The sequence below is a fragment of the Mesorhizobium sp. genome, assembly GCF_965229135.1.
GTDB lineage: Bacteria > Pseudomonadota > Alphaproteobacteria > Rhizobiales > Rhizobiaceae > Mesorhizobium.
In genome coordinates this window covers 2,033,891-2,060,564 of record NZ_OZ245860.1, presented here as the reverse complement: position 1 = coordinate 2,060,564, position 26,674 = coordinate 2,033,891, and the positions used below count along the sequence as shown (strand labels likewise).

General features: G+C 62.8%; 24 protein-coding genes and 1 pseudogene. 9 read left to right on the top strand and 16 right to left on the bottom strand.

The genetic code is table 11. From position 1 onward, the window contains the following. Positions 1 to 24: 24 nt before the first annotated feature. The 9 genes from ACO07C_RS10065 to ACO07C_RS10025 form a co-directional block, all read right to left on the bottom strand. Positions 25 to 1,011, bottom strand: coding sequence for an ABC transporter permease (locus ACO07C_RS10065; RefSeq protein ID WP_421914023.1), 987 nt, complete (start codon positions 1,009 to 1,011; stop codon positions 25 to 27). Next, positions 1,008 to 1,982 (bottom strand): ABC transporter permease, encoded by a 975-nt coding sequence (locus ACO07C_RS10060; RefSeq protein WP_421914022.1) that lies wholly within the window; start codon positions 1,980 to 1,982, stop codon positions 1,008 to 1,010. The genes ACO07C_RS10065 and ACO07C_RS10060 overlap by 4 nt, the downstream gene beginning before the upstream one ends. Then, the gene (locus ACO07C_RS10055) at positions 1,979 to 3,511 is read right to left on the bottom strand and encodes a sugar ABC transporter ATP-binding protein (RefSeq protein ID WP_421914021.1); all 1,533 of its coding nucleotides are present in this window, start codon (positions 3,509 to 3,511) and stop codon (positions 1,979 to 1,981) included. Before ACO07C_RS10055 ends, ACO07C_RS10060 begins: the two co-directional genes overlap by 4 nt. A gap of 76 nt (positions 3,512 to 3,587) precedes the next feature. Then, a complete protein-coding gene (locus tag ACO07C_RS10050) occupies positions 3,588 to 4,619 on the bottom strand; it encodes an ABC transporter substrate-binding protein (protein ID WP_421914020.1) in 1,032 nt (343 codons plus the stop codon). 67 nt (positions 4,620 to 4,686) lie between these two features. Further along, positions 4,687 to 5,868, bottom strand: a complete 1,182-nt coding sequence (locus tag ACO07C_RS10045) for a Gfo/Idh/MocA family protein (protein ID WP_421914019.1) — start codon at positions 5,866 to 5,868, stop codon at positions 4,687 to 4,689. Between the two features lie 134 nt (positions 5,869 to 6,002). Further along, entirely contained in the window at positions 6,003 to 7,532 is a 1,530-nt protein-coding gene (locus tag ACO07C_RS10040) for a mannitol dehydrogenase family protein (RefSeq protein WP_421914018.1), read from the bottom strand. Beyond that, positions 7,532 to 8,326: an SDR family oxidoreductase gene (locus ACO07C_RS10035; protein WP_421914017.1), complete on the bottom strand. Its 795-nt coding sequence runs from the start codon at positions 8,324 to 8,326 to the stop codon at positions 7,532 to 7,534. The genes ACO07C_RS10040 and ACO07C_RS10035 overlap by 1 nt, the downstream gene beginning before the upstream one ends. A 105-nt stretch (positions 8,327 to 8,431) precedes the next feature. Further along, positions 8,432 to 9,283 (bottom strand): MurR/RpiR family transcriptional regulator, encoded by an 852-nt coding sequence (locus tag ACO07C_RS10030; RefSeq protein WP_421914016.1) that lies wholly within the window; start codon positions 9,281 to 9,283, stop codon positions 8,432 to 8,434. 91 nt (positions 9,284 to 9,374) lie between these two features. Next, the gene (locus ACO07C_RS10025; protein ID WP_421914015.1) at positions 9,375 to 9,848 is read right to left on the bottom strand and encodes an Lrp/AsnC family transcriptional regulator; all 474 of its coding nucleotides are present in this window, start codon (positions 9,846 to 9,848) and stop codon (positions 9,375 to 9,377) included. A 194-nt stretch (positions 9,849 to 10,042) separates the two neighbouring features. Here ACO07C_RS10025 and ACO07C_RS10020 point away from each other — a divergent pair, with 194 nt between their 5' ends. Beyond that, positions 10,043 to 12,367 (top strand): transketolase-like TK C-terminal-containing protein, encoded by a 2,325-nt coding sequence (locus ACO07C_RS10020; RefSeq protein ID WP_421917486.1) that lies wholly within the window; start codon positions 10,043 to 10,045, stop codon positions 12,365 to 12,367. 269 nt (positions 12,368 to 12,636) lie between these two features. Here ACO07C_RS10020 and ACO07C_RS10015 read toward each other — a convergent pair whose 3' ends face one another. Further along, on the bottom strand, positions 12,637 to 13,794 hold the full coding sequence (locus ACO07C_RS10015; RefSeq protein ID WP_421914014.1) for a fumarylacetoacetate hydrolase family protein: 1,158 nt from the start codon (positions 13,792 to 13,794) through the stop codon (positions 12,637 to 12,639). A 240-nt stretch (positions 13,795 to 14,034) separates the two neighbouring features. On the opposite strand from ACO07C_RS10015, the gene ACO07C_RS10010 reads away from it, so the two are divergent. The 3 genes from ACO07C_RS10010 to ACO07C_RS10000 all read left to right on the top strand — a co-directional run bounded on the left by ACO07C_RS10010 (position 14,035) and on the right by ACO07C_RS10000 (position 17,728). Further along, complete coding sequence (locus tag ACO07C_RS10010) at positions 14,035 to 15,318, top strand: NAD(P)/FAD-dependent oxidoreductase (RefSeq protein ID WP_421914013.1); 1,284 nt, start codon at positions 14,035 to 14,037, stop codon at positions 15,316 to 15,318. Positions 15,319 to 15,434: 116 nt separating this feature from the next. Continuing rightward, positions 15,435 to 16,043 (top strand): cupin domain-containing protein, encoded by a 609-nt coding sequence (locus tag ACO07C_RS10005; protein WP_421914012.1) that lies wholly within the window; start codon positions 15,435 to 15,437, stop codon positions 16,041 to 16,043. Positions 16,044 to 16,300: 257 nt separating this feature from the next. Beyond that, complete coding sequence (locus tag ACO07C_RS10000) at positions 16,301 to 17,728, top strand: aldehyde dehydrogenase family protein (RefSeq protein ID WP_421914011.1); 1,428 nt, start codon at positions 16,301 to 16,303, stop codon at positions 17,726 to 17,728. 115 nt (positions 17,729 to 17,843) lie between these two features. On the opposite strand, the gene ACO07C_RS09995 is transcribed toward ACO07C_RS10000, so the two are convergent. Continuing rightward, positions 17,844 to 18,020 (bottom strand): hypothetical protein, encoded by a 177-nt coding sequence (locus ACO07C_RS09995; protein ID WP_421914010.1) that lies wholly within the window; start codon positions 18,018 to 18,020, stop codon positions 17,844 to 17,846. Between the two features lie 170 nt (positions 18,021 to 18,190). Then, positions 18,191 to 18,895, bottom strand: a complete 705-nt coding sequence (locus ACO07C_RS09990) for an SOS response-associated peptidase (RefSeq protein WP_421917485.1) — start codon at positions 18,893 to 18,895, stop codon at positions 18,191 to 18,193. A gap of 182 nt (positions 18,896 to 19,077) precedes the next feature. Between ACO07C_RS09990 and ACO07C_RS09985 the strand changes: the two genes are divergently transcribed. Together ACO07C_RS09985 and ACO07C_RS09980 are read left to right on the top strand one after the other, a co-directional pair. Then, on the top strand, positions 19,078 to 19,431 hold the full coding sequence (locus ACO07C_RS09985; protein ID WP_421914009.1) for a SnoaL-like domain-containing protein: 354 nt from the start codon (positions 19,078 to 19,080) through the stop codon (positions 19,429 to 19,431). A 187-nt stretch (positions 19,432 to 19,618) separates the two neighbouring features. Beyond that, the gene (locus tag ACO07C_RS09980; RefSeq protein ID WP_421914008.1) at positions 19,619 to 19,969 is read left to right on the top strand and encodes an ArsC family reductase; all 351 of its coding nucleotides are present in this window, start codon (positions 19,619 to 19,621) and stop codon (positions 19,967 to 19,969) included. 26 nt (positions 19,970 to 19,995) lie between these two features. On the opposite strand, the pseudogene ACO07C_RS09975 reads toward ACO07C_RS09980, so the two are convergent. From ACO07C_RS09975 to ACO07C_RS09965, 3 genes and pseudogenes are all read right to left on the bottom strand, one after another. After that, a pseudogene (locus tag ACO07C_RS09975) lies at positions 19,996 to 20,369 on the bottom strand (DUF488 domain-containing protein). Positions 20,370 to 20,396: 27 nt separating this feature from the next. Further along, positions 20,397 to 21,653 (bottom strand): aminopeptidase, encoded by a 1,257-nt coding sequence (locus tag ACO07C_RS09970; RefSeq protein WP_421914007.1) that lies wholly within the window; start codon positions 21,651 to 21,653, stop codon positions 20,397 to 20,399. An 81-nt stretch (positions 21,654 to 21,734) separates the two neighbouring features. Continuing rightward, a complete protein-coding gene (locus ACO07C_RS09965; RefSeq protein ID WP_421914006.1) occupies positions 21,735 to 22,649 on the bottom strand; it encodes a LysR substrate-binding domain-containing protein in 915 nt (304 codons plus the stop codon). A gap of 86 nt (positions 22,650 to 22,735) precedes the next feature. On the opposite strand from ACO07C_RS09965, the gene ACO07C_RS09960 reads away from it, so the two are divergent. The 3 genes from ACO07C_RS09960 (at position 22,736) to sbmA (ending at position 25,601) form a co-directional block, all read left to right on the top strand. Continuing rightward, the gene (locus ACO07C_RS09960; protein WP_421914005.1) at positions 22,736 to 22,945 is read left to right on the top strand and encodes a hypothetical protein; all 210 of its coding nucleotides are present in this window, start codon (positions 22,736 to 22,738) and stop codon (positions 22,943 to 22,945) included. A 121-nt stretch (positions 22,946 to 23,066) separates the two neighbouring features. Beyond that, positions 23,067 to 24,227: a YbfB/YjiJ family MFS transporter gene (locus tag ACO07C_RS09955; protein ID WP_421914004.1), complete on the top strand. Its 1,161-nt coding sequence runs from the start codon at positions 23,067 to 23,069 to the stop codon at positions 24,225 to 24,227. 114 nt (positions 24,228 to 24,341) lie between these two features. Next, positions 24,342 to 25,601, top strand: coding sequence for a peptide antibiotic transporter SbmA (gene sbmA, locus ACO07C_RS09950; RefSeq protein WP_421914003.1), 1,260 nt, complete (start codon positions 24,342 to 24,344; stop codon positions 25,599 to 25,601). 23 nt (positions 25,602 to 25,624) lie between these two features. On the opposite strand, the gene ACO07C_RS09945 is transcribed toward sbmA, so the two are convergent. Continuing rightward, on the bottom strand, positions 25,625 to 26,626 hold the full coding sequence (locus tag ACO07C_RS09945; protein WP_421914002.1) for a polysaccharide deacetylase family protein: 1,002 nt from the start codon (positions 26,624 to 26,626) through the stop codon (positions 25,625 to 25,627). Positions 26,627 to 26,674: the final 48 nt, after the last annotated feature.

The following is a 26,674-nucleotide window of genomic DNA, read 5'->3' as shown; positions in this document are numbered from 1 at the left end:
TCGCCGCGTCGGGCGAGGGCCCTTCTACCGGTCCTCGGTGATCCTGAGATAGGCGGCGGTGACCAGCAGGACGATCGCGCCAAACAGGATGCGGCGCGCGCCTTCCGGCATCTGCAGCACGCTGAGCAGCGTCGTCAGCACCGTCAGGATGAGCGCGCCGATGATCGTGCCGGTGTAGCCGCCGCGCCCGCCGAAGATCGACGTGCCACCGATGACCGCCGCCGCGACCGAGGGCAGCACCAGCGGTTCGACCAGCGACAGCGACGGCGCCTTGATGAGGCCGACATAGAGCAGACCCATGACACCCGCGAGCAGGCTCGAAATGATATAGAGAGCGACGATCACCTGCCAGTAGACGACGCCCGACAGGCGCGTCGCCCTCTCATTGTCGCCGACCGCGTAGAGCAGCCGGCCGAAGCCGGTGCGCCGCAGCGTGAAGATGATTGCCGCGGCCACCGGAATGAACAGCAGCAGCGCATTGGGAATGCCGTAGCTCAGGCCGGTGCCGAGCCAGGCCAGGAAGTCGGGAACCTTGGTGCCGGTGGCGATCACGGTGCGCTGGTAGACTTGCAGGCAGCCAATGCCGATCAGGCTGGTGCCAAGCGTCATGATCAGCGGATGCACTCTAAAAACGCCAACGCCTATGCCGTTCGCCAGGCCGATCAGCGCAGCCGGCATCATGGCGATCAGGATCGCGATCGAGGGGTCGAAATGGGTTGCCTGCGTGGCCATGATGAAGGCGGCCATGGTCGCGACCGTTCCCACGGAAAGGTCGATGCCGCCGGTCAGCATCGTCATGGTCTGGCAGCCGGCCAGCATCGCCAGCGGAATCGCGAACTTGACCGTGTTGGCGATCCAGCGCTCGTTGACGATGCCTGGCCGCAGGATCTGCAGGACAACGACCAGAAGGATCAGCAGGATGACCAGCGGCACCAGCGGCTGATCGCTCATGAACCGCTTGAGACGACGGCCGAAGGGAACAGGCTGGGTTGACGTCACACTCGCGCTCATGGTGTGCGGCCTCTCATCGCCAGATATGCGCCAAGCATCACGACGACCACCATGATCGTGCCTTCGACGATCGCGGTGACGTTTGGATCGATGGCCAGAAGCGTCAGGTCGGTTCGCACCAGGCGCAGCACGAAGACGGCGACGATCGGGCCGACCAGTCCGCCACGGCCACCGCCGAGCACCACACCGCCAAGGACCACGGCCGCGACGCTGGCCAGCAGGTAGGGTCCCGGAATGGGAGCGCCGATGCCGGTGCTCATCGTCAAGGTCAGCCCGCCCATGGCGCCGAACAGGCCTGAAAAGGCATAGGCGATGATCTTGGTGCGCGCGACCGGCACGCCGCTGCGGAAGGCGGCGAGCGGGTTGCTGCCGATCGCGTAGATGGAAAGGCCAAGCCAGGAACGCCTGAGCGGAATCCAGACGATGCCCAGACAGATGAGCAGCAGCAGAAGTCCCTTGGGAAGCCACGCATTGATCGCGTCGGGAATGCCTGGAATCTGGATCGTGCCGACGATCAGTTCCTTCAGCCATTCGGCGGCGCCACCGCCCGGTGAGTCAAGCACCAGCAGCGCCGCACCCTGCAGCACGAACAGCATCGACAGCGTCACCACGATGTCTGGGACGCGCGTGACGACGATCAGGACGCCGTTGAGCGCTCCAAGCCCGGCGCCCATCAGCAGCACCATCGGCACCACCAGCAGCGCGAACTCCTCGCTGGCGCCATTCATCATGTAGGCCGCCGTGACGCTGGTCAGCGCCATCATCGAAGCAACCGACAGGTCGATGCCTCCGGCGATGACGACGATCGTCTGCGCCGCGACGGCGAAAGCGAAAGGCAGGACGGCGCGCACCAGCGATCCGAAATCGCCAGCGCCGTAGCCGGGCTGGATGATCTTGGTGATGACGAAAAGCAGCGCCAACAGCACGAACAGGCCAGTGACCCAGCCATTTTTACGGAGGAAGCGGATCATTGTGCGCCTGCCGGAGTGTTCGAGGCGCCAGCCAGGATGCCGATATCCTCCTGCGCGTGGCGGGGAAGGCCATAGGAGGCGCGGGTGAGGGCGGCTTCGTCGGCAATGTCCGTCGGCAGCACGTCGACGACGCGCCCGCCGAAGATGACGATGGCGCGGTCGCAGACCCGCTGCACCTCTTCCAGTTCTGACGTATAGTAGAGCACCGATTTGCCCTGGGCGGCGAGTTCGCGCAGCAGCCTGTAGATCTCCTGCTTGGTGCGCACGTCGATGCCGCGCGTTGGGTCGAAGCAGAGGATGGTGCGGGCGTCCGCGGCGATCCAGCGGGCAATGGTGACCTTCTGCTGGTTGCCTCCGGACAGCCGCTGGACCTCGCGTTGCGCCCGGGTGTCGATCTGCAGCCGCTCGATGGCACCGGTGACGCTGGCACGCTCCCGCCGCATGTTGATCGGACCCCAGTTACGCATCCGGGCGCTGAAGGGCAGGGCGATGTTTTCGCGCACCGATTGCTGCATCAGCAGCACCTCGGTGCGGTCGCCGGGGACGTAGGCGATGCCGAGGTCGATCGCGTCAGTTGGGTGGCTGAATTGAACAGCCTTGCCGTCAACCTCTATCGTTCCCGCCGATGGGCGAATGGCGCCCGAAAGCGCGCCGAACAGCTCATCCTGTCCCTGGCCTTCCAGGGCGACCACGCCGGCGACTTCGCCATCCCTGAGGTCGAACGAAACGTCCTGGAGCTTGGTGCCGACGCGTAGACCGCGCACGCCGAGCCGTGGGCGGCTCGAACTTTCGGCCGCAGCGGCGCTTCTGCTCTTGGTGTAGGTCTTCTCGACGCGCGCGCCGAGCATCAGTTCGACGATCTTCTCCTCGATGCCGGGCACGATGTCGACGACGCCCACGGTCTCGCCGTCGCGCAGCACGGTGGCGCGGTCGCACATGGCTGATATCTCGATAAAGCGGTGCGAAATGAAGATGACGGAACGTCCGCTCTTGCTCTGCTTCCTGACGACGTCGATCACCCGTTCGGCAAGGTTTGCCGGCAGGGCCGCTGTCATTTCGTCGAGCAGGATCACATCGGGCTCGACGGCCAAGGCGCGGGCTAGGTCAAGCACCCTCAGGATCGCCAGCGGCACATCCCGTGCCATGTCGTTGACGTCGAGGTCGGGGGCGCCGAGTTCGCGCACCCAGGCGCGGAATGGCTCCAGGGGCGTGCCGGTCAGCCGGAGGTTGGAGACGATGTCGAGATCCGGGATCAGCGACGGTTCCTGGTAGACGGGAACCAGGCCGGCCCGGCGGGCATCCGCCGGCGAACGCACGTCGTGCGCCTGGCCTCTGATCTTGATGTCGCCCTTGTCGGCGCGGATGGCTCCGGTCAGGATCTTGACGAGAGTGGATTTGCCGGCTCCGTTCGCGCCCATGAGCGCATGCACTTCGCCCGGCAGGACCGAAAGCGACGCGTTGCGCAGCGCCGCCACGGCGCCATAGCTTTTCGCCACACCGGTGGCGTCGAGGATAGGATTCGTCGTCAAGGGTGCGATCCAGGTTTAAATGGCAGGGACGGCAGGCACCTTGCTTGCCGCCCCTGCTGTCGTTCGGCTTGGTCGATTATTCGCCCGGGCCCTTGCAGGCCACGATCTGGTCCTTGGTGTAGGTTGTCCAGTTCGGGATCGAGATCGAAACCGGCCATTCGGGCGAAAGCGACGGGTCGGCCGCCGACTTCAACTGAGCCTTGCCGGCGTCGGTGACATTCTCCCACAGCGACGGCTCGACCAGCACGGTCTGCTGAGCCGGCTTCTTGCCGTCCAGGATTTGCAGGGCAAGCGTGACGCCCGCGCCGCCGATCGAACCGGGGTTGGTGACCGCGGCGCCCTTGAGACCCTCGACCTTGTTGAGCTGACCGACGAAGCCCGCATTGTCGGCGCCGACGATCGGCACCAGAGCCGTCTGCGACTCCGTCAGCGCGTCGACGATCACATTGTCGATGCCCGACGTCCAGATGCCGTTGAACGGCGTTCCGGTGGCGATGAAGTCGAGGATCTGCTGCTTGGCCTGGTCCTGCTGCCAGCCGGTGAAGACCTCATGCACGACCTTCACATCCGGGAATTCCTTGAGCGCTTCCTTGAAGCCTTTGTCGCGGTCGCTGTCGGCCGAGGCGCCGGCGGCGCCGCGCATGTAGACGACGCCACCCTTGCCGCCCATCTGCTGGAACAGCCACTTGGCGCCGAGATAGGCGTATTTTTCCTGGTTGTTGGAGATGATGTAGGCCGAAGGTTCGGTGACCGCCTGGTCGACGGCGACGACGACGATGCCGGCCTTGGCGGCTTCGGCAAGTGCCGCCTTGATGCCCGCCGGATCGGCCGGGTTGACGACGATGGCGTCGACCTTGGCGCTGATCAGGTTGCGCAGATCTTCCAGCTGGCCAGCCGCGTCTGTGTTGCGGTGGGCGATGTTGAGCTTGGCGACCTCACCGGAAGCGAGTGCCTGCGCCTTGATCGCGCAGATCATCTCTTCACGCCAGCCATTGCCCTGCACGGTGTTGGAAACACCGATCGTGTAGGTCTTTCCCGCCGCCATCGCGGCGCTCGAGCACAGACCAGCCGCGAGCGCGGCAAGCCCGATCTTAACAAGCATTTTCATGTGTAACTCCTCCACTGTTCAGTTCTGTATTGCCGTACGGAAAACCTCTCCGTAGCGGATTGGGTGATCACGTAGCGATCGTGGTCCATGCGCCTCCATTCTCATGGGAATCCACGGCCGCCTCGATGAAACGCATGCCGGCGAGGCCATCATGAATGTTGGGCACGGCGGCGACAAGGGCTGGGTCGGGCGCCCTGCCGGCGCGGCGGGCCGCAATCAGCGCCGCCGCATCGCGATAGAGATTGGCAAAGCCCTCGACATAGCCTTCCGGGTGCTCGGCCGGCATGCGCGATACCGAGCCGGCTGCCTGGCCGACGCCGGGGCCGCCGCGTGTCAAAATACGTGCCGGCTCGCCAAAGGCCGCGAAATGCAGCACTTCGGGTTCATGCGCGAACCATTCCAGGCCTGCCTTATCGCCATACACTTTCAGCGAGAGGCGGTTGTAATTCCCAGGCGACACCTGGCTGGCGATGAGCACGCCGCGCGCGCCGCTGCCGTATCGCATCAGCACATGGGCGTTGTCGTCCAGCCGGCGGCCGGGAACGAACGTCGTCAGGTCGGCGGCAATGGCGTCCGGCATCTGGCCGGTGACGAACTGGGCGAGGCTGTAGGCGTGCACGCCGATGTCGGCGAGGCAGGCCGAGCGGCCGGCGCGTGCCGGGTCGGTGCGCCATTCCGCCTGCTTCTGGCCGTCGGCATCGATCGGCAGGGTCAGCCAGTCCTGGATGTATTCCGCGCGCACGATGCGGATCTTGCCGAGCGCGCCGGAGGTGACGATGGCGCGCGCCTCGCGCACCATGGCGTAGCCGGTGTTGTTCAGGGTGACGGCGAACACCAGTCCGCTTTTCGCGGCGCGGCGCGCCAGATCCTCCGCCTGCTCCAATGTCGCCGACAGCGGCTTGTCGCAGATGACATCGATGCCGGCATCGAGGAAGGCCGCGGCGACCGGCGCGTGCATATGGTTCGGAGTGACGATGACCACCGCCTCGATGCCATCTTCGCGCGCCGCTTCGGCCATCGCCATCTCCTGATAGCTGTAATAGGCGCGATCGGCGTCTATGCCGATATCTGCTGCGGACAAGCGGGCCCGCTCGGGGTCGGAGGACAGGGCTCCGGCGACGAGCTGTATGCGATCATCGAGCCGCATCGCCAGGCGATGCACGGCGCCGATGAAGGCGTCGCGTCCGCCGCCCACCATGCCGACCCTTAGCCTGCGTGTCTCGATCGCGTCATTGGTGGCATGAACCATGGTTCAGCCCCTCAAGCCGGGAAGCCGGCCAGCTTGCATCGTCTTCCTCCCAAGCCATGCGTTCTTTTTTCGATAAAGTACTGCATGTGAATTTCCAAAAGTCAAATTATGAAATTCCTGATTCCTGGCCATTTTCAGCCCCTTTCCGAGGCGAGAAAATCACGGATGACAAGAAGCGCCGGCTCCTTCTGCAACTTGGCCACATTGTCGGCGAGACGAGCCCTTATTGCAGCGTCGGCGCGCAGGTCGAAACCGAAGATCCCATCAATTTCCAGCATGCCGTCAACCAAAGTTGCTGCATCGCCGCCGCTGGCCGTGCCGATAGCTCGCGTGCGCTCGGCAAACGGGTCGTTGACCTCGATCCTTTGGCCGCCGCTATCGCGACCGCTTGCATATTGCATCCAGCCGGCAATGCCGAGCAGTAGGCCATCGCAAGGCGTTCCCGCACGAAGCCCGGCGCGCAGCGGCTCGAGCAGGCGTTGCTTGATCTTCTGCGAGCCATCCGTCGATATCTGCTGGGTCCGATGTTTGAGGGCCGGGTTCCTCAGTCGCCTGATCGTTTCCGCGACATAGGCGGCCACGTCGACACCTGCGACAGGCGGCAGGTTGGGCACCACCTCGCGCGTGATGGTCCGCTCGGCGAATTCGGCGAAACCCTCTTCGGCCATCACGTCCGACATGAATTCGAGGCCGGAGAGAACGCCGAGTTGGCAGAGGTTGGACTGGATGCCGTTGACCACCCGCATCTTCAGGATCTCGTAAGGTGCCACATCCCTGACGAAGAGCGCGCCGGCGCGATCCCAGGCCGGCAGCGGCCGGTCGAAACGGTCTTCCAACACCCACATGCGGAATGGCTCGCCGACGACGAGTCCCAGATCCTCGACGCCGGTCTGCGACGCGAAGGCGGCGATGTCCTCGGCGCGCGTTGCCGGCACGATGCGGTCGACCATCGTGTTCACGAAATGCGCCTCCCCGGCGACGCGGTCGTGCAGGGCGAGATCGATCCGTGCTGCGAGTCCTAGCACCGAGCGCCGCAAGGTCGAGCCGTTGTCGGGAACGTTGTCGCAGCTGATCAGGGCGGGCAGCGGTGTGCCGGCGTCAAGTCGAAGCGCCAGTAAGCGCAGGACGAAGCCCGGCACCGACACCGGCGCTTGCGGATTGGCGATGTCGTGCCGGATGTCGGGGTGATCGAGATCGAGTTCACCCGTCGCCGGGATATGGCAATAGCCCTTTTCCGTCACGGTCAGGGTCACCACGCCAATGGCGGCACTGCCTGCCGTGTCCAGCGCGCGTTTCAGCGTCGCATCATGCAAGGCCTGATCCCTGCCGGGCACCGAGATCGTGTCCACCATGGCGCCGATCAACCGACGGTCCGTCTGGCCGCGGTCACGCAGTTCGCGGCAATAGAGGCCGCCTTGCGCGCCGAGCGTAGGGTCGAGATCGGGCGCGCGCAGGTTGACGCCGACAATGCCCCATGGCCCGAAGGCGGCTTCCAGCGCGTCGTCGGTATATTCGGCCTGATGGCAGCGATGAAAGGCGCCGACCCCAAGATGGAGAATGCCCGGTTTGAGGCGTGTCCGGTCATAGTTGGGACGGCGGACCGAAGCGGGTAGGAGGTCCAGGCTCGACGGGCCAAGACGGACAGGTCGGGTGTCTGAACCCATCACGCAATTCCGCGTGGCGGTGCGCCAAGCACTGCCTGTTCCATGTCGATCAGCGTGCCGGTCATCAATCCAGACATGTCACTGAGCAGGAACAGAGCCAGTTGCGCGACTTCGTCCATGGTCAGCAGGCGGCCAAGCGGCATTCCGGCCGCCGCCGTCTTGACCCAGTCTTCGCCCTTGCCCAGCTTGCGTGCCTGCATCTCCTGTTCGGCGGGCGTCGCCACCCAGCCCATATTGATGCCGTTGACGCGGATGCGATCGGCAAGATGCGCGTTGGCGATGTTTCTCGTCAGCGTCGACAGCGCGCCCTTGGTGGCCGAATAGATGGCGAGATCGGCAGCGCCGCAATGGGCATTCACCGACAGGATGTTGACGATCGAACCGGGCGCCCGCCGCGCCTTCATGTCGGCCACGGCCGCCTGCATCAGGAAGAATGGCGCGCGTGCATTGACTGAAAACAGTCGCTCCCAGTCATCCATGGTGCCGGTTTCCAGTGAAGCGCGATCGGTGAGCGCGGCGGCGTTCACAAGGCAGTCGACGCGGCCAAGCTTCTGGATCGCTTCCGCCATGACGGCGGCCGGCGCGGATGGTTCCGCGAGATCCGCCTGGATGAAGACGACGGGCTGGTCGGGCCTTGTCAGTTCGCTGGCGACGCGCGCGCCGCGCTCAGCGTTGCGGCCGACAATGGCGATGGCCTCGACGCCTCCGGCCGAGGCCAGCCGTGCGATGTTCTCGCCAAGCCCTTGCGTCCCTCCGGTGACGACAAGCGTCTTGCTCTCAAGCGCTACGATCAACGGACCCTCCCGAATGCCGATGAGTAGAGAATTTCCAATTTTGTAATTCTAGAAATATGTTTCTGCGGATCGCGAGTCAAGCGCGGCGTAAGACGCGATCAGCCGTTAACGATCGATCAGGCTGCCCAGGCTGACGATGATCGATTGGCAGAGCACCATTGCCGGCACCTGCGAGCGGAAATGCCCAAGGCGGGCCTCTTTCACATAAAGCGTATGCGTGCCGAGTTTCGCCACCGGGCTCAGCTCATTGTCGGTGATGACAAGCAGCTTGCGGCCCTTCCTGTGGGCGGCCTTCGCCAGTTCGACCGTCTCCGGCGTGTAGTCGTCGAAGGTCAGCACGAAGAGCGCGTCGTCGGGCGCCATCGCCGCCAGCTGCTGCTCGCGCATGGCGCCCATATTGTCGATCAGATGCGCCCGTTTGCCGACCCGCGAAAAACCGTAATAGGAATAAGTGCCGACACCGAAGGCGCCTCGCGCCGCCGCGATGTGCACCGCGCCGCACTGCCGGAGCACTTCGACGAAGCCGCGCAGGGTTGCTGCGTCGATGTCCTCGCGCACCCTGAGCAACGCGTCCATCGCCGCCAGCACGAACGTGTCGAACACGACATGCGGATCGTCCAGTTCGAGATCCGCCGACAGCGGCTTGCCGGGACCTTCGGAAAGCGCCTTCATGCGGTCGGAATAGGTCATCTTCGGTCCGACAAGGCGCTGGCGAAACACGTTCTGCAGGCCGCTGAAACCGTCGAAGCCCATTTCCTTGGCAAAGCGCGAAATCGTCGAGGGATGCGTGCCGGCCTGCCTGGCGATCTCGACGATCGTGTAGATCGCCACGTCTTCGGGATTGTTGAGGAAGAACTGGGCGACCTGCTGCAGCCGCTTGCTCAGCTTTGACTTGCCTTCCGACAACGCCGCTACAAGGCTGCCGTAGTCGTCCGCGGCGCGTTGTTCGGACGCCATTGGCTCATCCTCCATCTGCCGGCGCGTTTTCGCGTCGAATTCCAGAAAGATAATTCCATATTCCTCATTGTGGAAAATTCAATGGTTGAAATCAAACCTCGAGCGGCAGCCGGTTCGACCGCTTGATCTGCGTCAGGGCAAAGCTCGATTCGATCGAGGCGACGCCTTCGAGCCGCGTCAGCTTTTCCTTCAGGAAGCGCTCATAGGCATGCAGGTCCCGCACGACGATGCGAAGCAGGTAATCGCGTTGGCCCGTCATCAGGTAGCAATCGACGACCTCCGGCCAGCGCGTGATCGCCGCGCTGAATCGTTCAAGCTCGTTCTCGCGCTGACGCTCCAGCTTGATCGATGCGAACACGGAAATCGGCAGGTCGACGAGATCCTGATCGATGACGGCTGTGTAGCCGGTGATCACGCCCATGTCTTCCATCAGCCGGACCCGGCGGGCGCAGGGTGAAGCCGAAAGACCGACCTTGTCGGCAAGCTGCTGCGCGGTCATCCGCCCGTCGACTTGCAGCGCATCGATGATCCTGCGGTCGATATCATCAAGGCGAGTTTTTGGCATGAAACACCATTCTTGATGCTAGAATTGAGGAGAAGCCCTAAACTAATGCCATGGAAGGCGCAAGTTTGGCGAAAACCGTCTGTTGGCCTGGCATATGCTGAACAGGTTCAAAAGCGGGAGGCAGGTGCTTGGACAAAGGGAAACTGAATGCGCTGTCGGAGCTGGAGAAAAAAGTCCTCTGGCTCGCGGCGTGGATGATCCACAACGCCAACCATCTGCGCGAAAACACCGATGGCCTGAAGGTTGGCGGCCATCAGGCGTCATCGGCGTCGATGGCCACGATCATGACCGCGCTCTATTTCTCCGCGCTCAGGCCGGAAGACCGCGTCGCGGTCAAGCCGCATGCGTCCCCAATATTCCACGCCATCCAGTATCTGCTGGGCAATCAGACACGCGAAAAGCTTGAGCAGTTCCGCGCCTTCGGCGGCGCGCAAAGCTACCCGTCGCGAACAAAGGATATCGACGACGTCGATTTCTCCACCGGCTCGGTCGGGCTCGGCGTTGCCCAGACGCTGTTCGCCTCGCTGGTCCAGGACTATCTGCGCGCCCGCGACGAGAATTTTGCCGAAGGCCGCATGGTGGCGCTGATCGGCGACGCCGAGATGGATGAGGGCAACATCTTCGAGGCGTTGCTGGAAGGCTGGAAGCACGGCCTGCGCAACTGCTGGTGGATCGTCGACTATAACCGCCAGAGCCTCGATGCCGTGGTGCGCGAGGGCCTGTGGGAGCGCTTCGAGAGCATCTTCCGCAATTTCGGCTGGGACGTCGTCATCCTGAAATACGGTTCGCTCCAGCAAACCGCCTTCGCCGAACCGGGCGGCGAGGCGTTGCGCGCCTGGATCGACGCCTGTCCCAACCAGCTCTATTCGGCGCTGACCTTCCAGGGCGGTGCTGCCTGGCGCAAGCGCCTGCTGGCCGATATTGGCGAGGAGCCAGGCATCGCGTCGCTACTGGAGCGTCGTTCGGATGCCGATCTGGCTGGAATGATGACCAATCTCGGCGGTCACGATCTGCCCTCCTTGCTCGATGCATTCGAGACGGCGCGCGGCAACGACCGGCCGACCTGCTTCATCGCCTACACCATCAAGGGTTTCGGCCTGCCGCTCGCCGGCCACAAGGACAACCATTCCGGCCTGATGACCAAGGACCAGATGGGGACGTTTCGCACGTCGATGTCGGTCGGCGAGGGGCGCGAGTGGGATCGCTTCGAGGGATTGGATGTCGGCGATCTGGAGTTGCAGCGGTTTCTTGACGCGGTTCCATTCGCGGCCAAGGGCCAGCGGCGCCGTCACGCGCAACGCATCATCGTGCCCGACCGTCTTGTCTCGGAAGCCAAGGGCAGCGTGTCCACGCAGGTCGGCTTCGGCCGAATCCTGGACGAGATCGCGCGCGCCGGCGGACCGCTCGCCGATGCCATCGTCACCACATCGCCGGATGTCACGGTTTCAACCAATCTCGGCCCATGGGTGAACCGGCGCGGGCTGTTCGCCAAGGAATCACTGGCGGATACGTTCCGTAATGAACGCATCGCCTCGGCGCAGAAATGGGAGTTCGGCACGTCCGGCCAGCATATCGAGCTTGGCATCGCCGAGAACAATCTGTTCATTCTGCTGTCGGCGCTCGGGCTGTCGCATTCGATCTTCGGCAAGCGGCTGCTGCCAATCGGCACGCTCTACGATCCGTTCATCCAGCGCGGCCTCGATGCGCTGAACTACGCCTGCTATCAGGATGCCCGCTTCCTGCTCGTCGCCACGCCGTCGGGCGTTACGCTGGCGCCCGAAGGCGGCGCGCACCAGTCGATCGCCACCCAACTGATCGGCATGGCGCAGGACGGTCTCGCCGCCTACGAGCCGGCCTTCGTCGACGAGCTGAGCGTCATCATGCGCTTTGCGCTGGATTACATGCAGCGCGACGGCGACGCCGTGCAATCCGAGCGCACATGGCTGCGCGACGAGACCGGCGGTTCGGTCTATCTGCGCCTGTCGACACGGCCGGTCGAGCAGATTGGCCGTACCATGACGCCGGAACTTGAACAGGACATTGTCGACGGTGGCTACTGGCTGCGCCGTCCAGGGCCGAATGCCGAACTGGTCGTCGCCTATACCGGCGCCGTCGCGCCCGAGGCCATCGAGGCCGTCGGCATGATGGCGGAAGATCGCCGCGATGTGGGTCTTTTGGCGGTGACTTCGGCCGATCGGCTGAACGCCGGCTGGACGGCGGCGAGCCGCGCGCGCGAACGCGGCCTCGTCCATGCCAGGAGCCATGTCGAAAGGCTGTTTGCCGATCTCCCGCCGCATTGCGCGATCGTCACGGTGACCGATGGCCACCCGGCGTCGCTCGGCTGGCTGGGTTCGGTTCACGGCCATCGCACGCGCAGTCTCGGCGTCGAGCATTTCGGCCAGTCGGGAACCATCGACGACCTCTACCGCCACTTCGGCATCGACGCGAATTCGATCGTCGCGGCCGGCAATGGCATCGCGGCTGGACGGCCTATGCGCTATCTGCGCGCGTTGGATTGACGCCTCTCGGCATGCAACCGCGCCGCCTGCCGGCACGATCTCATGCCATCGCATTAGACAAAAATAACATCGTTTCCAATATTGGTGTCAAGGCGACCGTCTGGGGTCGAGGTGGAAAGCCAGTGATCACATAATGATCTGAATATAATGGATTTATTGCACAAAATAGAAGGCGGACGGATTTATATCGTTTCCACGATAGTTTGAAATTCAGCCACAGGGGTTACGGTCGCCGCAGGCGGCGATCGCATGGGATCAAGGCGTTGCGACTAGATAAGGTCGGCCTTGGCCAGATCGCGCATGAGATGGCTGGCGCCGTAGGTCCAGTGCGGACAATCGGGCGAAAGCCGCACGCGGTTGACCAGCGCGCCGAATTTCTCCGACGATATGGTGACGATGTCGCCGACTTTGTGGGTGAAGCCCTTGCCTTTCTCACCACGATCCTTGGATGGCACGAACATGGTGCCGAGATAGAGCGCCAGCCCGTCCGGGTATTGGTGATGCGGGCCCATGGCGGCGGCAACCAGTTCTTCCGGCGAACGGCTGATCTCGGCCATCGAGCTCGCGCCCTCCAGCGAGAAACCGTCCTCGCCCTCGACCTTCAGGCGCACGACGGCGTTCTTCACGTCCTCGATGGAGAATGTGTCGTCGAACAGTCGGATGAATGGGCCAAGCGATGCCGAGGCATTGTTGTCCTTGGCCTTGCCGAGCAGCAGCGCCGAGCGTCCTTCGACGTCGCGCAGATTGACATCGTTGCCGATCGTGGCGCCGACGATCCTGCCGCTGCTGGCGGCGATCATGGCGATCTCCGGCTCCGGATTGTTCCATGTCGACACCGGGTGCAGGCCGACATCCGCGCCGAAGCCCACCGAAGCCATCGGCTGGCATTTTGTGAAGATCTCGGCGTCAGGCCCGATGCCAACTTCCAGATATTGCGACCAGGCGCCGCGTGCGATGAGCTTGGCCTTGATCTCCATAGCTTCCGGCGAGCCGGGCTTGAGCTTCGACAGATCATGGCCGATCAGTCCGGCAATGTCGGCGCGGATTGCGTCCGCCTTTTCCGCCGAACCGCGCGCCTGTTCCTCGATCACGCGCTCGAGCAGGCTGACGACGAAGGTGACGCCTGATGCCTTGACTGCCTGCAGGTCGACCGGGGACAGCAGGTAGGGTTTTTTCGGGTCGCGCTTGGCCTCAAAACTGTTGGACGCGATTTCATCGAGCGAGCCGATTGGTTTGCCCTTGGCTGAGCGGACATGGTCGGCAGGGTCCGGCATTTCGCAGATATCGCGAACGGTTGGCGCCGTGGCCGAGGTGATGTCGAATACAGCGCCTGCGCGCACCGTGACCACAAGGGGGTGCGATGCATCGCCCGTCCTGGCCCGGCCGACAAAGAGGCCGTCATCGGGCAAGTGCGTCACGTTCGTCATGGCTTGCGGTCCTCCCTGTCTTTGCCCCTGGTATTCCAGCCTGGCCGGCGGCGCGGCACTTTCAACAAAATCCGGCCAAAGGTCTACCCATCCTCGTGGCTGGGCAGTCGATGTTTCAAGCGCTGACCCTCGCAACGCCGCCGAACCATTGGGCCAGTTCTCGATACGGGGACGAACCGCCTTTCAAAATAGTGAAATGGCCAATAGGAGTTTCACTTTCTGGATATGCCGGAGGAAGTCATGTCCGCCCCGTTTTCCGATCCTATCTGGCAGAGGCCGAATGCCGCAATCGGTCTCAAGCCGCTGGCCGCGGCCGAGAAACATGTCGACGTTGTCGTCGTCGGAGCTGGCATCATGGGCCTTTCAACGGCTCTGCATGCCGCCAGGCTGGGACTCGCCGTGCAGGTGCTCGATGCGGGAGATATCGGACAGGGCGCATCAGGCTTGAACGGCGGGCAGGTCATACCCGGTCTGAAATATGATCCCGAATGGCTGCTGGAGCATTTTGGTGCCGAACGCGGCGAAACTCTGATCAATTTTGCCGCCTCGACAGCCGATAGCGTCTTCGATCTGATCCGCGACGATCAGCTGGCGGTGCCCTTTGTTCGCAATGGCTGGATCCAGGCGGCGCATACCGAGATGGCGCTGAAGGCGGCTGCGAACAGGGACCGGCAATGGCGGGCGCGCGGCGCCGATGTCAAGCTTCTGAGCAGGGCGGAAGTCGCCGCCATGACTGGCGCGCGAGGCTATCTCGGCGGTTGGCTAGACCGTCGTGCCGGCGTGATCGATCCGCTGGCCTATACGTCCGAATTGGCGCGGGTTGCGCTTGCGGCGGATGTTGAAATCGCTGCCCGCCAGAAAGTGGTGCGTCTTTCCAGGAATGCTGCAAATTGGCGGGTTGAGACGGAAAGCGGCGCGACGGTGCAGGCGAAATCCGTTGTGGTTGCGACGAACGCCTACACGGACGGTCTCATTCCAGGACTCGCCGAAACGATCGTTCCGCTGCATTCCTTTCAGGTCGCGACGGCACCGCTTTCGTCCAATCTCGCCGGCGCCATACTGCCGGAAGGGCAGGCTGTCTCGGACTCACGCCGCATCCTCGTCTATTACCGCAAAAGTGCGGATGGACGGCTGGTTCTAGGCGGCCGTGGGCGCATGGCCTTGCCGAAAACCGCCGCCGACTGGGCGCATCTCGAGCGGGCGTTGCTTCGCCTCTATCCGGCGCTGTCCGGCGTGGCCATCGAGGGGCGATGGTTCGGGCGGGTGGCGATGACGCCTGACCACCTGCCGCATATCCATGTGCCCGAGCCCGGCCTGCTGGCCGCGGTCGGCTGCCAGGGGCGCGGCGTCGGCTTGATGACCGCGCTTGGCAAGCGCATCGCGGGCTATCTGTCGAGCGGCGATGTCCAGCAATTGCCGTTCCCGGTCTCGCCGATCCGGCCGATCCCTTTTCACGCCTTCCGTCAGATTGGCGTCGCCGCCACGATCGCCTGGTACCGGACGCTGGATGCGCTTGAGCGCTGAGGGGGGCACGCATATGGTTCTGATGCAGCTTGACAGTTTCACAAATGTGAAAATGCCAATTCTGTTTTCAACCTCCCGCCCACGCCGATGTACGTAGTGAACGAGTTCGCGACTTGATGGGCATTCTTGAAGAGGCATCTGAACGGCCAAGGGACGACGCCGATGTGCGGGTCGGCCGGCGCGTCCGGGCGCTGAGGCTGGAGCGCAAGCTGTCGTTGGCCGACCTGGCCGCCAGGGCCGGCGTCTCGATCGGCGCGCTCAGCCAGATCGAGCGCGGCATGTCCTCCTTGCGTGTCAGGGTCATCTGGCCGCTCGCGGCGGCCCTCGGCATCGAGCCGTCGGCCTTGATCGCCTACGGCAACGATGCCGCCAACGATCTCTATTGCGTTCGCGCCAACAGCCGTCGCCCGATCCCGGTGACGTCGGAAGGCATTGCCAAGGCGCTGCTTTCGCCGCCAGGCGCCACGCTGACCGGCATACTGGTGACAGTGGAGGCCGGCGGCGGCACCGCCGAAGCCTATGCCCATGCCGGTCATGAATTCGGCTTCGTCCTTTCGGGCGAGGTCGAATTGGTGGTGGATTCCACAAAATACGTGCTGAAGACCGGCGACAGTTTTGCTTTCAGGAGCACCTTGCCGCACGCCTTCCGCAATCCGGGAGCGGAGCGCTGCCAGATTCTCTGGGTCAACACGACCAAGCCCTCCGAGGTTCGCGATGGCGCCTGATCCTTTCGTCCGACTGGGCGCGGTTTCGAGAGTTTTCCAGGCGAGCGTCAACCGCATCGTCTTTCGCGGCCTCGCATTGCCGTCTTCACGCCGAACCTGGGCAGCCCCCCTGTGGCCATCGACGCACCGCGCCAGGCGGAGGGTTTCAATTCAGCGCCGGCGAAGTGGCGCATATCAGCCCGCGCGGTCGCGCTTACTGCCCTATGCTCTACGCATGAACTGACCACCCATTTCCCGAAAAACCGGAGTGTTACCCTGTGAGCAATCATCTCAACTTCTTCATCGACGGCAAATGGGTGGCACCCGTGGCGCCGGCGACGCTCGACGTCATCGATCCGTCCACCGAAGAGGCCTACACCAAGATTTCCGTGGGCTCGAAGGCCGACGTCGACAAGGCTGTGGCGGCCGCCAAGGCTGCCTTCCCGTTCTTCTCGCAGACCAGCAAGGCCGAACGCCTGAAGCTGCTGAAGCGCATCCTCGAAGTCTACAACGAACGCTTCGAGGACATCGCCCAGGCTGTAAGTCAGGAGAATGGTTCACCCATCACCTGGGCGCGCGAGGCGCAGGCCTGGGCGGGCAGGGCGCATATGGAAGCCACCATCAAGGCGCTGGAGGATTATGAATTCCACGAGAAGCGTGGCGGCACGATGGTGGTCAAGGAGGCGATCGGCGTCTGCGCGCTGATCACGCCGTGGAACTGGCCGCTCAACCAGATCGTCTGCAAGGTGGCGCCGGCGATCGCCGCCGGCTGTACCGTGGTGCTCAAGCCATCCGAAATCGCGCCGATCAGCGGCATCGTCTTCTCCGAAGTGATGGAAGCCGCCGGCACACCGAAGGGAGTCTACAACATGATCAACGGCACCGGCCCGGATGTCGGCCAGATCATGGCCGGCCATCCCGATGTCGACATGGTCTCCTTCACCGGCTCGACCCGTGCTGGCATCATCGTCGCCAAGACTGCGGCCGAAACGGTCAAGCGCGTGGCGCAGGAACTCGGCGGCAAGTCGGCCAACATCGTGCTTGAAGACGCCGACTTCGAAACGGCTGTGAGGAAAGGCGTCGAAGGCTGCTTCGGCAACAGCGGCCAGTCCTGCGACGCGCCGACCCGCATGCTGGTGCCGGCCGCCCGCCACGACGAGGCACTCGCCATCGCCAAGAAGGCGGCCGAAGCACACAATGTCGGCGATCCGCGCAATGAACAGACCAAGCTTGGCCCGGTCGTCAGCGAGCTCCAGTTCAACAAGATCCAGCGTCTGATCGAGGCCGGCATCAAGGAAGGCGCCACGCTGGTCACAGGCGGCCCCGGCCGGCCGGAACACCTCAACCGCGGCTACTATGTGCGCCCGACCGTGTTCGGCCACGTCACGCCCGGCATGACCATCGAGAAGGAAGAAATCTTCGGGCCGGTGCTGTCGGTCATCTCCTACAATGACGATGATGACGCGGTGAAGATTGCCAACGACACCGTCTATGGCCTTGCCGCCTATGTGCAGTCGCAGGATATCGAACACGCCCGCAAGGTGGCCGGACAACTGCGCGCCGGACAGGTGTCGATCAATTATCCGGAATGGGACACGTTCGCGCCGTTCGGTGGCTACAAGCAGTCGGGCAACGGCCGCGAATACGCCGACTGGGCGATCCACGACTTCCTCGAGGTCAAGGGCATCATCGGCTACGGGGCGTAGCAGGTCTTCAGGCCGGCCGGCTGGTCCGCCTATGCGGACCTTCCGGCCGGTTGTGCACAAAGGACCGCGGAATTAAGTAGCAATTGACTCGGCAAGGAATGTATTCCTAGTCTGGTCAATGCCGGAACCCAGCAGCCGACCGCGCCGAAATGTGCAGACCTTGTGCCTTGCGCACGAAGTCGGGCAGCTCATTCGTGTCCGATGCCGGCACTGCAATATCACCCGTCATTATCTGCCCGGCGATCTCGCAAAGCTTGTGGGTGACATTCCCTTTTGGGACGTCGAGCGGCATATGCGCTGCGAGCGCTGCAAGCTTCGCGAGCTTGATGCCAGCATAATTTTGCCGAGCGCCGCGGAGCGCTTGAAAATTCGTGTCAGGCGCCTTGTCGAAATCCGCATGGTTCGTCGGGTGATCTGGCGAGACGACGACTGGGGAAGCGGTTGATATGGCGATCCTGCAGCCTAGAAAAGCGACCCTTGAGTTGGCACCTGCCGCGGAAGCTTGATCTGTGTGGCTGGCTTCTCGACAATCACCAACGCATCGTCCGGCGCGGTCCGCTGCAAATGCCGTGCTTCTGCCCACGGTGCTGTCAGCCAGGCCTCGGCCTCTTCCGACGTGGTCAGGATGACGGGCATGGCCTTCTCATGGATCGGCGCTATGACGGCGTTGGGTTTGGTCGTCATGAAGGCAAACAACTCGAAGTCGCCAGGACCATCCTTGACCTTTCGCAAGCCCTGCCAACGGGTCCAGAAGCCAGCGAAGAAGAACAGCGGCCGGCTCTCGTCACGCGCGAACCAGTAATTGCGCTGGATGCCTGTGTCCGGGTCCTTGTCGTTCGGTGTTGGGCTGGGTTCGGCAAAACTGGTAACCGGCACCACGCACCTATGCTCTACCCCGACAAACTGTTGCCAGTGCGAATATTGCGGGTTGCGAACGTTGGTCGTGCCGTAGTCGGCCTTGCCCTTCATGCGCTCAGGCGGTGTAGGCAAGCCCCAAAGCAGTTTCGCCAGCTCGCGCTCCCCGTCGGCCGCATTGCGAACGACCGGACCGGCCTGATTGGGATAGATGTCGACCGAAGGCTCAAGGTTGCCGCTGATATCGCGCAGTGCGCGCGTCCATTGTCGGACCGCCTCTTGCGTCGTCGTGATGTTGTAGAGATTGCACATGCACCCAGCATTGCGGAATTGACGTGTGACCGCAACCGAAGTCGCCGCTGCCATTCCTGCAAGTCGCCGTGGCGCGCTCCATCCATCGTCCTGACACACGTTGTCAGCTACCGCACGGCTCGACGATGGCGGGTCAGCAAGCTGTCCCCTATTTGCGGTGTGTCTGAACAGGAGGAACACACATGACCATCACGGAAATTGCCAGGGATTTCACCGAACTCCTCAAGCAGGGCGATCATCACGGTGCCGCTGAAAAGTACAATGCCGATGATATCGCGAGTTACGAAGCAATGGAGGGGCCGATGGCTGTCAGCCACGGCAAGGAAGCCCTCAGGCAGAAGGGCCAATGGTGGCGTGACAACAACGAATTTCATGGCGGCTCGGTCGAAGGCCCATACGTCAATGGCGACCAGTTCGCGGTATTTTTCCGGCTCGACGTGACCCCCAAGGCGAGTGGAAAACGTGTCACCATGGATGAGGTTGGCCTCTACACGGTCAAGAACGGCAAGATCACCGAAGAGCGGTTCTATTATTGAGGACGGAAAACGAACCGGCCCTTCCGAGTCTGTTCCTGCCGCTGAATGGTTTGAAAGTCAGAGCATGGCAGCCGGGATGGTTCCCGGGCCCCACGGGCCCGGGAACGAAGCTTGAGCGCTGGCAAAGCGGGAAGCGTGGTTTTAGGGTGTGGGGCGGATTTGACTTTCAGCCGGAAGGAAGCACGTTTTGACGAACACGATGTACGGCATCACCACCTGCGACACGATCAAGAAGGCACGCGTCTGGCTCGAGGGCCATGACGTCGCCTACCGGTTTCACGACTACCGGGCAGAGGGTTTGGACGCGAAGCGGATGGATGGCTGGATCGGCAAGGTCGGCTGGGAAAAGCTGCTCAACAAGGCGAGCACGACGTTTCGCGAGTTGCCGGACGAAGACAAGCAATCGCTTGATGAAAAGAAGGCAAAGGCGTTGATGCTGGCCAAGCCGACAATGATCAAGCGTCCGGTGTTGGAATTGGGGGACAGGATTCTGGTTGGCTTCAAGCCCGATGTCTATGAGCAGGCGGTGGGCAAGTAGGGCAGGGGGGCACTATCCCACTGTCCTCAAAATCTCCAGCCGCGTGAGTCCGTCCCGCGTAAATACCCCGCCAGCGCCACGGCATTGTTGTGCGCCTCGTCATGGGCACCGTAAACCAGCGTCATCCGCCCCTTGCCGAACAGACCGCGCAGCGGTGCCACGGCCTCCTCATTTCCATCCAACTCGGCCCAAAACCGCTTCTGAAACTCCGCCAGCGCTCGGGCTCATGCCCGAACCACTTTCGCAACGCGTCGCTCGGCGCGATCTTCTTCAGCCACAGCGTCAACGCAGCGTGCTCCTTGCCGACGCCGCGTGGCCAGATCCGGTCGACCAGAACCCGCTGACCGTCATCGGGCCCTGGTGGCTCGTGGATCCGCTTGACCGCCAGGTCGAAGGCCATCGGACTCTCCGCTAGTGGCGCGGACTGTCAGGCCCACTCACCCCTGCGCATGACCGGCACGCGCGTACCGTCCTTGCTGACGCCATCGATGTCGATCTTGTCCGAGCCGATCATCCAGTCGATATGGATGAAACTCTTGTTGCCGCCGCGCGCGGCGATCTCGTCCTGGCTGAGCGAGGCGCCGTCGACGAAGCATTTTGAATAACACTGTCCGAGTGCGATATGGCAGGCGGCGTTTTCATCGAACAGCGTGTTGAAGAACAAAAGGCCGCTCGCCGAGATCGGTGAGGAGTGCGGCACCAGCGCGACCTCCCCAAGGCGGCGCGAGCCCTCGTCGGTGTCGAGCACTTTCTTCAGCACATCCTCGCCCTTCGAAGCCTTCGCCTCGACGATACGGCCTTCCTCGAAGCGCACCCAGATGTCGTCGATCAGCGTGCCTTGGTAGGACAGCGGCTTGGTCGAGGAGACATGGCCTTCGACGCGCCTAGCATGGGGCGTGGTGAAGACCTCTTCGGTCGGGATGTTGGGGTTGCAGGTGATGCCGTTCTTGGCGGTCGAGGCGCCACCCATCCATTCATGGCCATCGGCCAGTCCAACGGTCAGGTCGGTTCCGGGGCCGGTGAAATGCAGCGCGTGGAAATTATGGCCGTTCAGCCATTCGGTCCGGCTGCGAAGTGCTGCGTTGTGCGCCGTCCAGTTGCCGATCGGGTCTTCGACATCCACCCGCGAGGCGGCAAAGATCGCATCGGCCAGTTTCACCACGGCGACATCCTCGGCGTCATCCGGGAATACCTGCTTGGCCCATGCCTTGTCGGGATAGGCGACGATGTTCCAGTTGATGTCGAAGCCAGTGATCTTCTCCAGGGCTGGCTGATAGGCGATCGAATTGGCCTTGTTGGCGCGCGCCACCTTCGCCGGATCCTGCGCCGACAGCAGCGACGGATCCTCGCCGCGCACGGCAAGCCGCGCAGCATTGTTGGCGAAGGCTTTCGCCATGCCCTCATATAGCCAGCCGGCGGCGTGGTCGAAGCCGGCATCGGCGCCAAAGCGATAGCGCGCCAGCGTCATCTCATCGTCGTTGAAGATCGGCGTCACCAGGCCGGCGCCGGCCTTGTAGGCGTGCTCGACGATCCGCCGCGTCAGCGGCAGTGCAGCGATGGACGATGTCACGACAAGGTCCTGCCCGGGCTGCAATTGCAGCCCGACCTTGATCGCGACCTCGGCCAATCTGTCGAGCTTTACCGGGTCGATCGTTGCGGAAACGCCGCGCGAATGTGTGGTCATGATCCCTGCCTGCCGTGATGTTGATCGATCATACATAGACCGGCAAAGGCGACCTTTCCACCGCGATCGCCGCCGGTATGTTCAACCCGCGGGCTCGGGCGAGCCGAACCGAGCCATGGTCGCCTCGATTTCTTCCCGGACCCAGGCCTTGAAGTCACGGACCTTGCGGCTTTCTGTTCTGGCCGGCGAGGTCACCAGCCAGTAGCCAAGGCCGCTCTGGGCGCGGATGCCGAAGGGCGCGACGAGGCGGCCATCCGCCAGGGCATCGGCGGTCAGCAATTGCCAGCCGAGCATGACGCCGTGGCCGGCAATCGCCGATTCAAGGCAAAGCATCGGATCGGTGAAGCGCGCGCCCTTCTGGAAGGTGACCGGTTCGACCCCGGCGGCCTCAAACCAGCTTTCCCAGTTGATCATCGAGCGTTCGTCGGTGATGGCGCAGGTCTGGGCGAGATCTTCGATCGATTTCAGCTTCCGGGCGATGACCGGCGCGCAGACGGGAAATACTTCCAGCGCCACGAGAAGTTCAGCACGGGCATTCGGCCATTTGCCGTCGCCGAGACGAATGGCGATGTCTATATCGGAACGGTCGAGATCGGCCACCCGAACCGAGGCGTCGAAGCGCAGCAACACATCGGGGTGCCGGTCGAAGTGACGTGAGAGGCGCGGCAGCAGCCATTTCGATGCGAAGGCCGGCGCAACCGAGACCACCAGCGTACATTGGGTCGCCTCGTCGGCGAGAGCCATCGCCTCGGCGAGTTCTCGGAAACCGACGCCGAGCCTGGCCGTGAAGACCGTGCCGAATTCGGTGGGGACGAGGCCACTTGCTGTCCGCTCGAACAGGGCTCGGCCGAGCTGCTTTTCCGTCCGGTTGATCTGCTGGCTGACCGCGCTGACGGAAACGTTGAGTTCGCCCGCCGCCGCCGAAAGCGAGCCGAGGCGGGCAACGGTTTCCACGGCGCGCAAGCCGTTGAGGTGGACGCGGTTCAGCATAGCCATACAGTTTTTCTAAACTGCTCGGTTTGAAATCTCAATTGAAAGAGTTGTTGAAACGGCGGACCTTACCGGAAACAGACGGACCGGGGATGCTGAAGATTTTATCATCGCTGAACATCTTCTTCGCCGGAAGCCAACGGCTGGCGCATGAGAGCGAAACCACCAGATGGGTGATCGATCCGCTGTCTCACCCGGCGCTTGACGCCATGTCGGAGCGCGAACTTGGCGACGTGCCATTCAGGCTGACAGCGCGGCGGACGGTTTACGAGACCACGACCTTGCGGGCCTGTGGCTGTTAACCGCCGGGCAGGCTGAAGCCCGACGGGAATAGTTCCAGTTGTCCGCGGCGGCCACGATCCCGCTGGCCTAACAAAAGGCGGATTGTTTCAAGGGCCGGCGCGCTCCTATTGTGCACTGCAAATGAACACGGTTCCCTCATCGCCGCTGCGCTTTGCCTTCGCCGGAATGATAGCCATGGCCGTCGCCATGGGCATCGGCCGTTTCGTCTATACCCCGATCCTGCCCGGCATGATGGAGGAACTGCATCTGTCGCCGGCCAATGCCGGCTGGATCGCCTCGGCCAACTATCTCGGTTATCTCATCGGCGCGCTGGCGGCCGCGGGCGGTTGGGCGCACGGGCGCGAGCGCCTTATGATGTTGGTGGCGCTCGGCGCCAGCACCGTCCTCACGGCCCTGATGGGGCTGTCGGACACGATGGTCGCCTTTCTCTTCATCCGCTTCCTGGCTGGCCTCGCCAGCGCCTTCGTCATGGTCTTCATGGCCAGCATCGTTTTCAGCCATATAAATGCCGCGGGCCGCGGCGACCTGCAGGCTTGGCATTTCGGCGGCGTTGGCCTTGGCATCGCGATTTCGGCGGCGATGATGGCGGTGCTGGTCACCGAACATGCCGGCTGGGCGGCGGGCTGGCTGTGGTCATCAGCGATTTCAGCTTGCGGCTTCCTGGTCGTGGCGCTGTTGGTGAACGAAGGCCCGCTCAGCAACGGAGAAGCGACCCGTGAGCCGGCCTTGCCGAAAGACTGGTCGCTGATGAAGATCATCATCGCCTACGGTTTGTTTGGTTTTGGCTATGTGGTGACGGCGACATTCCTGGTCGCCATCGTCCGGCAAGGCGGTGGCAGCCGCGTCTTCGAGGCCATGGTGTGGCTGGTCGCGGGCCTTGCCGCATTTCCCTCGACATGGGCGTGGCAGAAGATCGCCGCACGGATCGGGCTCCATGCCGCCTATGCGCTGGCATGCCTCGTCGAAGTCGTCGGCGTCACCGCCAGCGTCGCCCTCGGCGGTTATATGGGGCCGCTGCTCGGCGGTCTGCTGCTTGGCGGCACGTTCATGGCCATCACGGCACTTGGCCTGCAGGCCGCGCGGCGGCAGGCGCCAAAATCGGCACGGCGCATCTTCGGCCTTATGACCGCGTCATTCGGTCTTGGCCAGATCATCGGCCCGATCGTCGCCGGGCTTTTGGCTCAGGCGTCAGGCGATTTCTTCCTCGCCTCGATCGTCGCAGCGGCCATACTGGTCGCTTCCGGCGCCATCACGTGGACGGCTGCGCCAAAATCGCCATGATTGGCGGTCTTGCTCAGCGCCGGGCATCGGGCAGGCATTTTCTTTCCCACTAATGTGTGACTTTATGCCCGCTAAACTCCGCTGATTTGCGCATCGAGCAAGGAATTCGCCACAGTGTTCGTATCCTTTTTCCCGCAGCCGAAGCTGTTTTTCTCTTCGGCCGCCATCTGGAGCCTTGCAGCAATCCTGTTCTGGTTTTTCGGGGGTGAGCAACTGGGAGCGGTTTTTGGACTGCCTCCCGCCGCTGACGGTGCGCCGCCCATCATTGGTATCGCCGTTCTCGTCTCGAAGCCGTTCCTCTGGTTCTATCTCTATTTCGTGTTTTGCGTGGCCGTCTTCTATGCCTTCTGGAGCTGGTATTCTCCGCATCCGTGGCAGCGCTGGTCGATCCTGATGACGGCGGTCATCTTGTTCTTCATCTATTTCAATGTGCAGGTCAGCGTCGCCGTCAACGCCTGGTACGGCCCTTTCTTTGACTATGTGCAGGGGTTGATGTCGGGAACTGGAAAGTCGACCAACGGAGAATTTTATACCGGATTGGCTGACTTTTCGTGGCTCGCACTGGTCGGCATGAACGTGCAGGTGGTCAATGCCTTCATCGTCAGCCACTGGATTTTCCGCTGGCGCACGGCGATGAACAATTATTTCATCGAGAATTGGGCCAGGCTACGCCATATCGAGGGAGCCTCGCAGCGTATTCAGGAAGACACGATGCGGTTCTCGCAGATCATGGAGGATCTCGGCTCCAGCTTCGTGCAATCGATCATGACGCTGATCGCATTCCTGCCGGTGATGATCCAACTGCAGGCCCATATCAGCGAATTGCCGATCGTCGGCGCTATCCCCCAGCCTTTGGTCGTCGCAGCGCTAGCCTGGTGTCTGTTCGGAACAATCTCGGTCATGATTGCCGGCCTCAAACTTCCAGGGCTCCAGTTCCGCAACCAGCGCGTCGAGGCCGCCTACCGCAAGGAACTCGTCTATGGTGAGGATCATGCGGACAGGGCCCAGCCGGCCACCACTGCCGAGTTGTTCGCCAATGTCCGCCACAACTATTTCAGACTCTATTTTCACTACATTTATTTCAACGTGGTCCGTTACACGTACCTTCAGGCTGACAACATCTTCTCGCTGTTGATCCTGGGTCCTTCGCTTGTAGCGCACAAGATAACGTTCGGCGCGTTGAACCAGATTTCCAACGCTTTTGGTAAGGTAACAGGATCGCTGCAATTCCTGCTTACCTCTTGGTCGACCATCGTCGAGCTTCAGTCGGTTCACAAACGCCTGCGCGCTTTCGAGGCCACCCTGCAGGGCCAGCCGTTGCCGGACATCGATCAGCGCTATCTTGCGAGGCAGAGCACCGAGGATCCCGCCTGACGCTTTGGAAAGGCGTGGGCGGCTCAGCCGCCCACGTTCTTGCCGTTGGCTCCCAGCCGCGAAACATAGTCGCGAAAGCTGATGCACTCGACATCGGGCTTGACACAGACCTCGCCGGCAAAGCGCTCCAGCGCGTTCCAGTAGGCGCCGTTGTTCATCAGCGTGAAATGGAACCCGAGTTCCAGTGGCAACCGCTTGCCGTTGTATTGATTGTTGAACGCGGCGCGGAAAGCGTCGTAGGTCCGGTTCTCGAACTCGTTCGCCGCGCTCGGCCGCTCGAAGCCACCGGAATGTCTGACATAGAGATTGTAGTCCATGGCGATCACCGGCCGGGATTTGGGACCCTCCGGAATCTGCGGCAGCGAGAATCGCGTGATGCCGTCAAGGGTTGGCGGCTCAACCGGGCCGCGTGACACACCGCTCGCGTCGAACAGGTAGCCAGCTACGGGCAGCGCCTCGTAGAGTGCCTTGTTTGCCGACAGATACGGCGCCCTGAACCCGACCACCGCATGAGCAGCGAAATCGCGCCAGCCCTTGGGTTCGGGCGTGATGCCGTTGATCGCATAGGCGTTTTCGAAAATGCGCTCGAACGACCTGAACTCGCTCAGCCAGTCCGCCTTGCTCCAGTCCTTGCCGTCGAAATGACCGCAGGCATGGCTGCCGATGTCGTGGCCCTCGGATGCTGCCAGCCTGATCTGCTCAAGCCGGTCGGCAACCTCCTGTTTTGAAGCCGCAAAACCGATATTCGATTTGCCGGCGCTCTTGCCCGGCGCCGTATATTGCGTGCGCGTCTCCGGCGTCAGCAGGAAGACGCAGGACAGAAAATAGGTGAAGTGCGCGCCGGTGCGGGCGGCCAGCGCACGGCTACGCTTCCACTGTGAAATGTCGCGGGCGCTGTCGAACGAGATGATGACGGCCTGTTTCGGCCTTGCCCGCACCTGCGCCTTGGGCGGATCGGCAAGAGCAGCACTCGATGCTGCGAGCGAAACCAAGGAAAACGCAAGAACGCGGAATGGAAGACGCATCGACAATCTGATCTGGAGAGAAAGGGTTAGGGAGCCGGCTATCGGACA

Bases quoted from the DNA above. Each gene is read 5' to 3' on its own strand.
- ACO07C_RS10010 (WP_421914013.1), top strand. From the start codon at position 14,035: ATGTCCGCCCCGTTTTCCGATCCTATCTGGCAGAGGCCGAATGCCGCA.
- ACO07C_RS09955 (WP_421914004.1), top strand. From the start codon at position 23,067: ATGAACACGGTTCCCTCATCGCCGCTGCGCTTTGCCTTCGCCGGAATG.
- ACO07C_RS09960 (WP_421914005.1), top strand. From the start codon at position 22,736: ATGCTGAAGATTTTATCATCGCTGAACATCTTCTTCGCCGGAAGCCAA.
- ACO07C_RS10060 (WP_421914022.1), bottom strand. From the start codon at position 1,982: ATGATCCGCTTCCTCCGTAAAAATGGCTGGGTCACTGGCCTGTTCGTG.
- ACO07C_RS09995 (WP_421914010.1), bottom strand. From the start codon at position 18,020: ATGCCGCTCGACGTCCCAAAAGGGAATGTCACCCACAAGCTTTGCGAG.
- ACO07C_RS10040 (WP_421914018.1), bottom strand. From the start codon at position 7,532: ATGGGTTCAGACACCCGACCTGTCCGTCTTGGCCCGTCGAGCCTGGAC.
- ACO07C_RS09965 (WP_421914006.1), bottom strand. From the start codon at position 22,649: ATGGCTATGCTGAACCGCGTCCACCTCAACGGCTTGCGCGCCGTGGAA.
- ACO07C_RS10020 (WP_421917486.1), top strand. From the start codon at position 10,043: ATGATCCACAACGCCAACCATCTGCGCGAAAACACCGATGGCCTGAAG.
- ACO07C_RS09990 (WP_421917485.1), bottom strand. From the start codon at position 18,895: ATGTGCAATCTCTACAACATCACGACGACGCAAGAGGCGGTCCGACAA.
- ACO07C_RS09945 (WP_421914002.1), bottom strand. From the start codon at position 26,626: ATGCGTCTTCCATTCCGCGTTCTTGCGTTTTCCTTGGTTTCGCTCGCA.
- ACO07C_RS09985 (WP_421914009.1), top strand. From the start codon at position 19,078: ATGACCATCACGGAAATTGCCAGGGATTTCACCGAACTCCTCAAGCAG.
- ACO07C_RS10015 (WP_421914014.1), bottom strand. From the start codon at position 13,794: ATGACGAACGTGACGCACTTGCCCGATGACGGCCTCTTTGTCGGCCGG.
- ACO07C_RS10025 (WP_421914015.1), bottom strand. From the start codon at position 9,848: ATGCCAAAAACTCGCCTTGATGATATCGACCGCAGGATCATCGATGCG.
- ACO07C_RS10050 (WP_421914020.1), bottom strand. From the start codon at position 4,619: ATGAAAATGCTTGTTAAGATCGGGCTTGCCGCGCTCGCGGCTGGTCTG.
- ACO07C_RS10030 (WP_421914016.1), bottom strand. From the start codon at position 9,283: ATGGCGTCCGAACAACGCGCCGCGGACGACTACGGCAGCCTTGTAGCG.
- ACO07C_RS09970 (WP_421914007.1), bottom strand. From the start codon at position 21,653: ATGACCACACATTCGCGCGGCGTTTCCGCAACGATCGACCCGGTAAAG.
- ACO07C_RS10045 (WP_421914019.1), bottom strand. From the start codon at position 5,868: ATGGTTCATGCCACCAATGACGCGATCGAGACACGCAGGCTAAGGGTC.
- ACO07C_RS10065 (WP_421914023.1), bottom strand. From the start codon at position 1,011: ATGAGCGCGAGTGTGACGTCAACCCAGCCTGTTCCCTTCGGCCGTCGT.
- ACO07C_RS10005 (WP_421914012.1), top strand. From the start codon at position 15,435: ATGGGCATTCTTGAAGAGGCATCTGAACGGCCAAGGGACGACGCCGAT.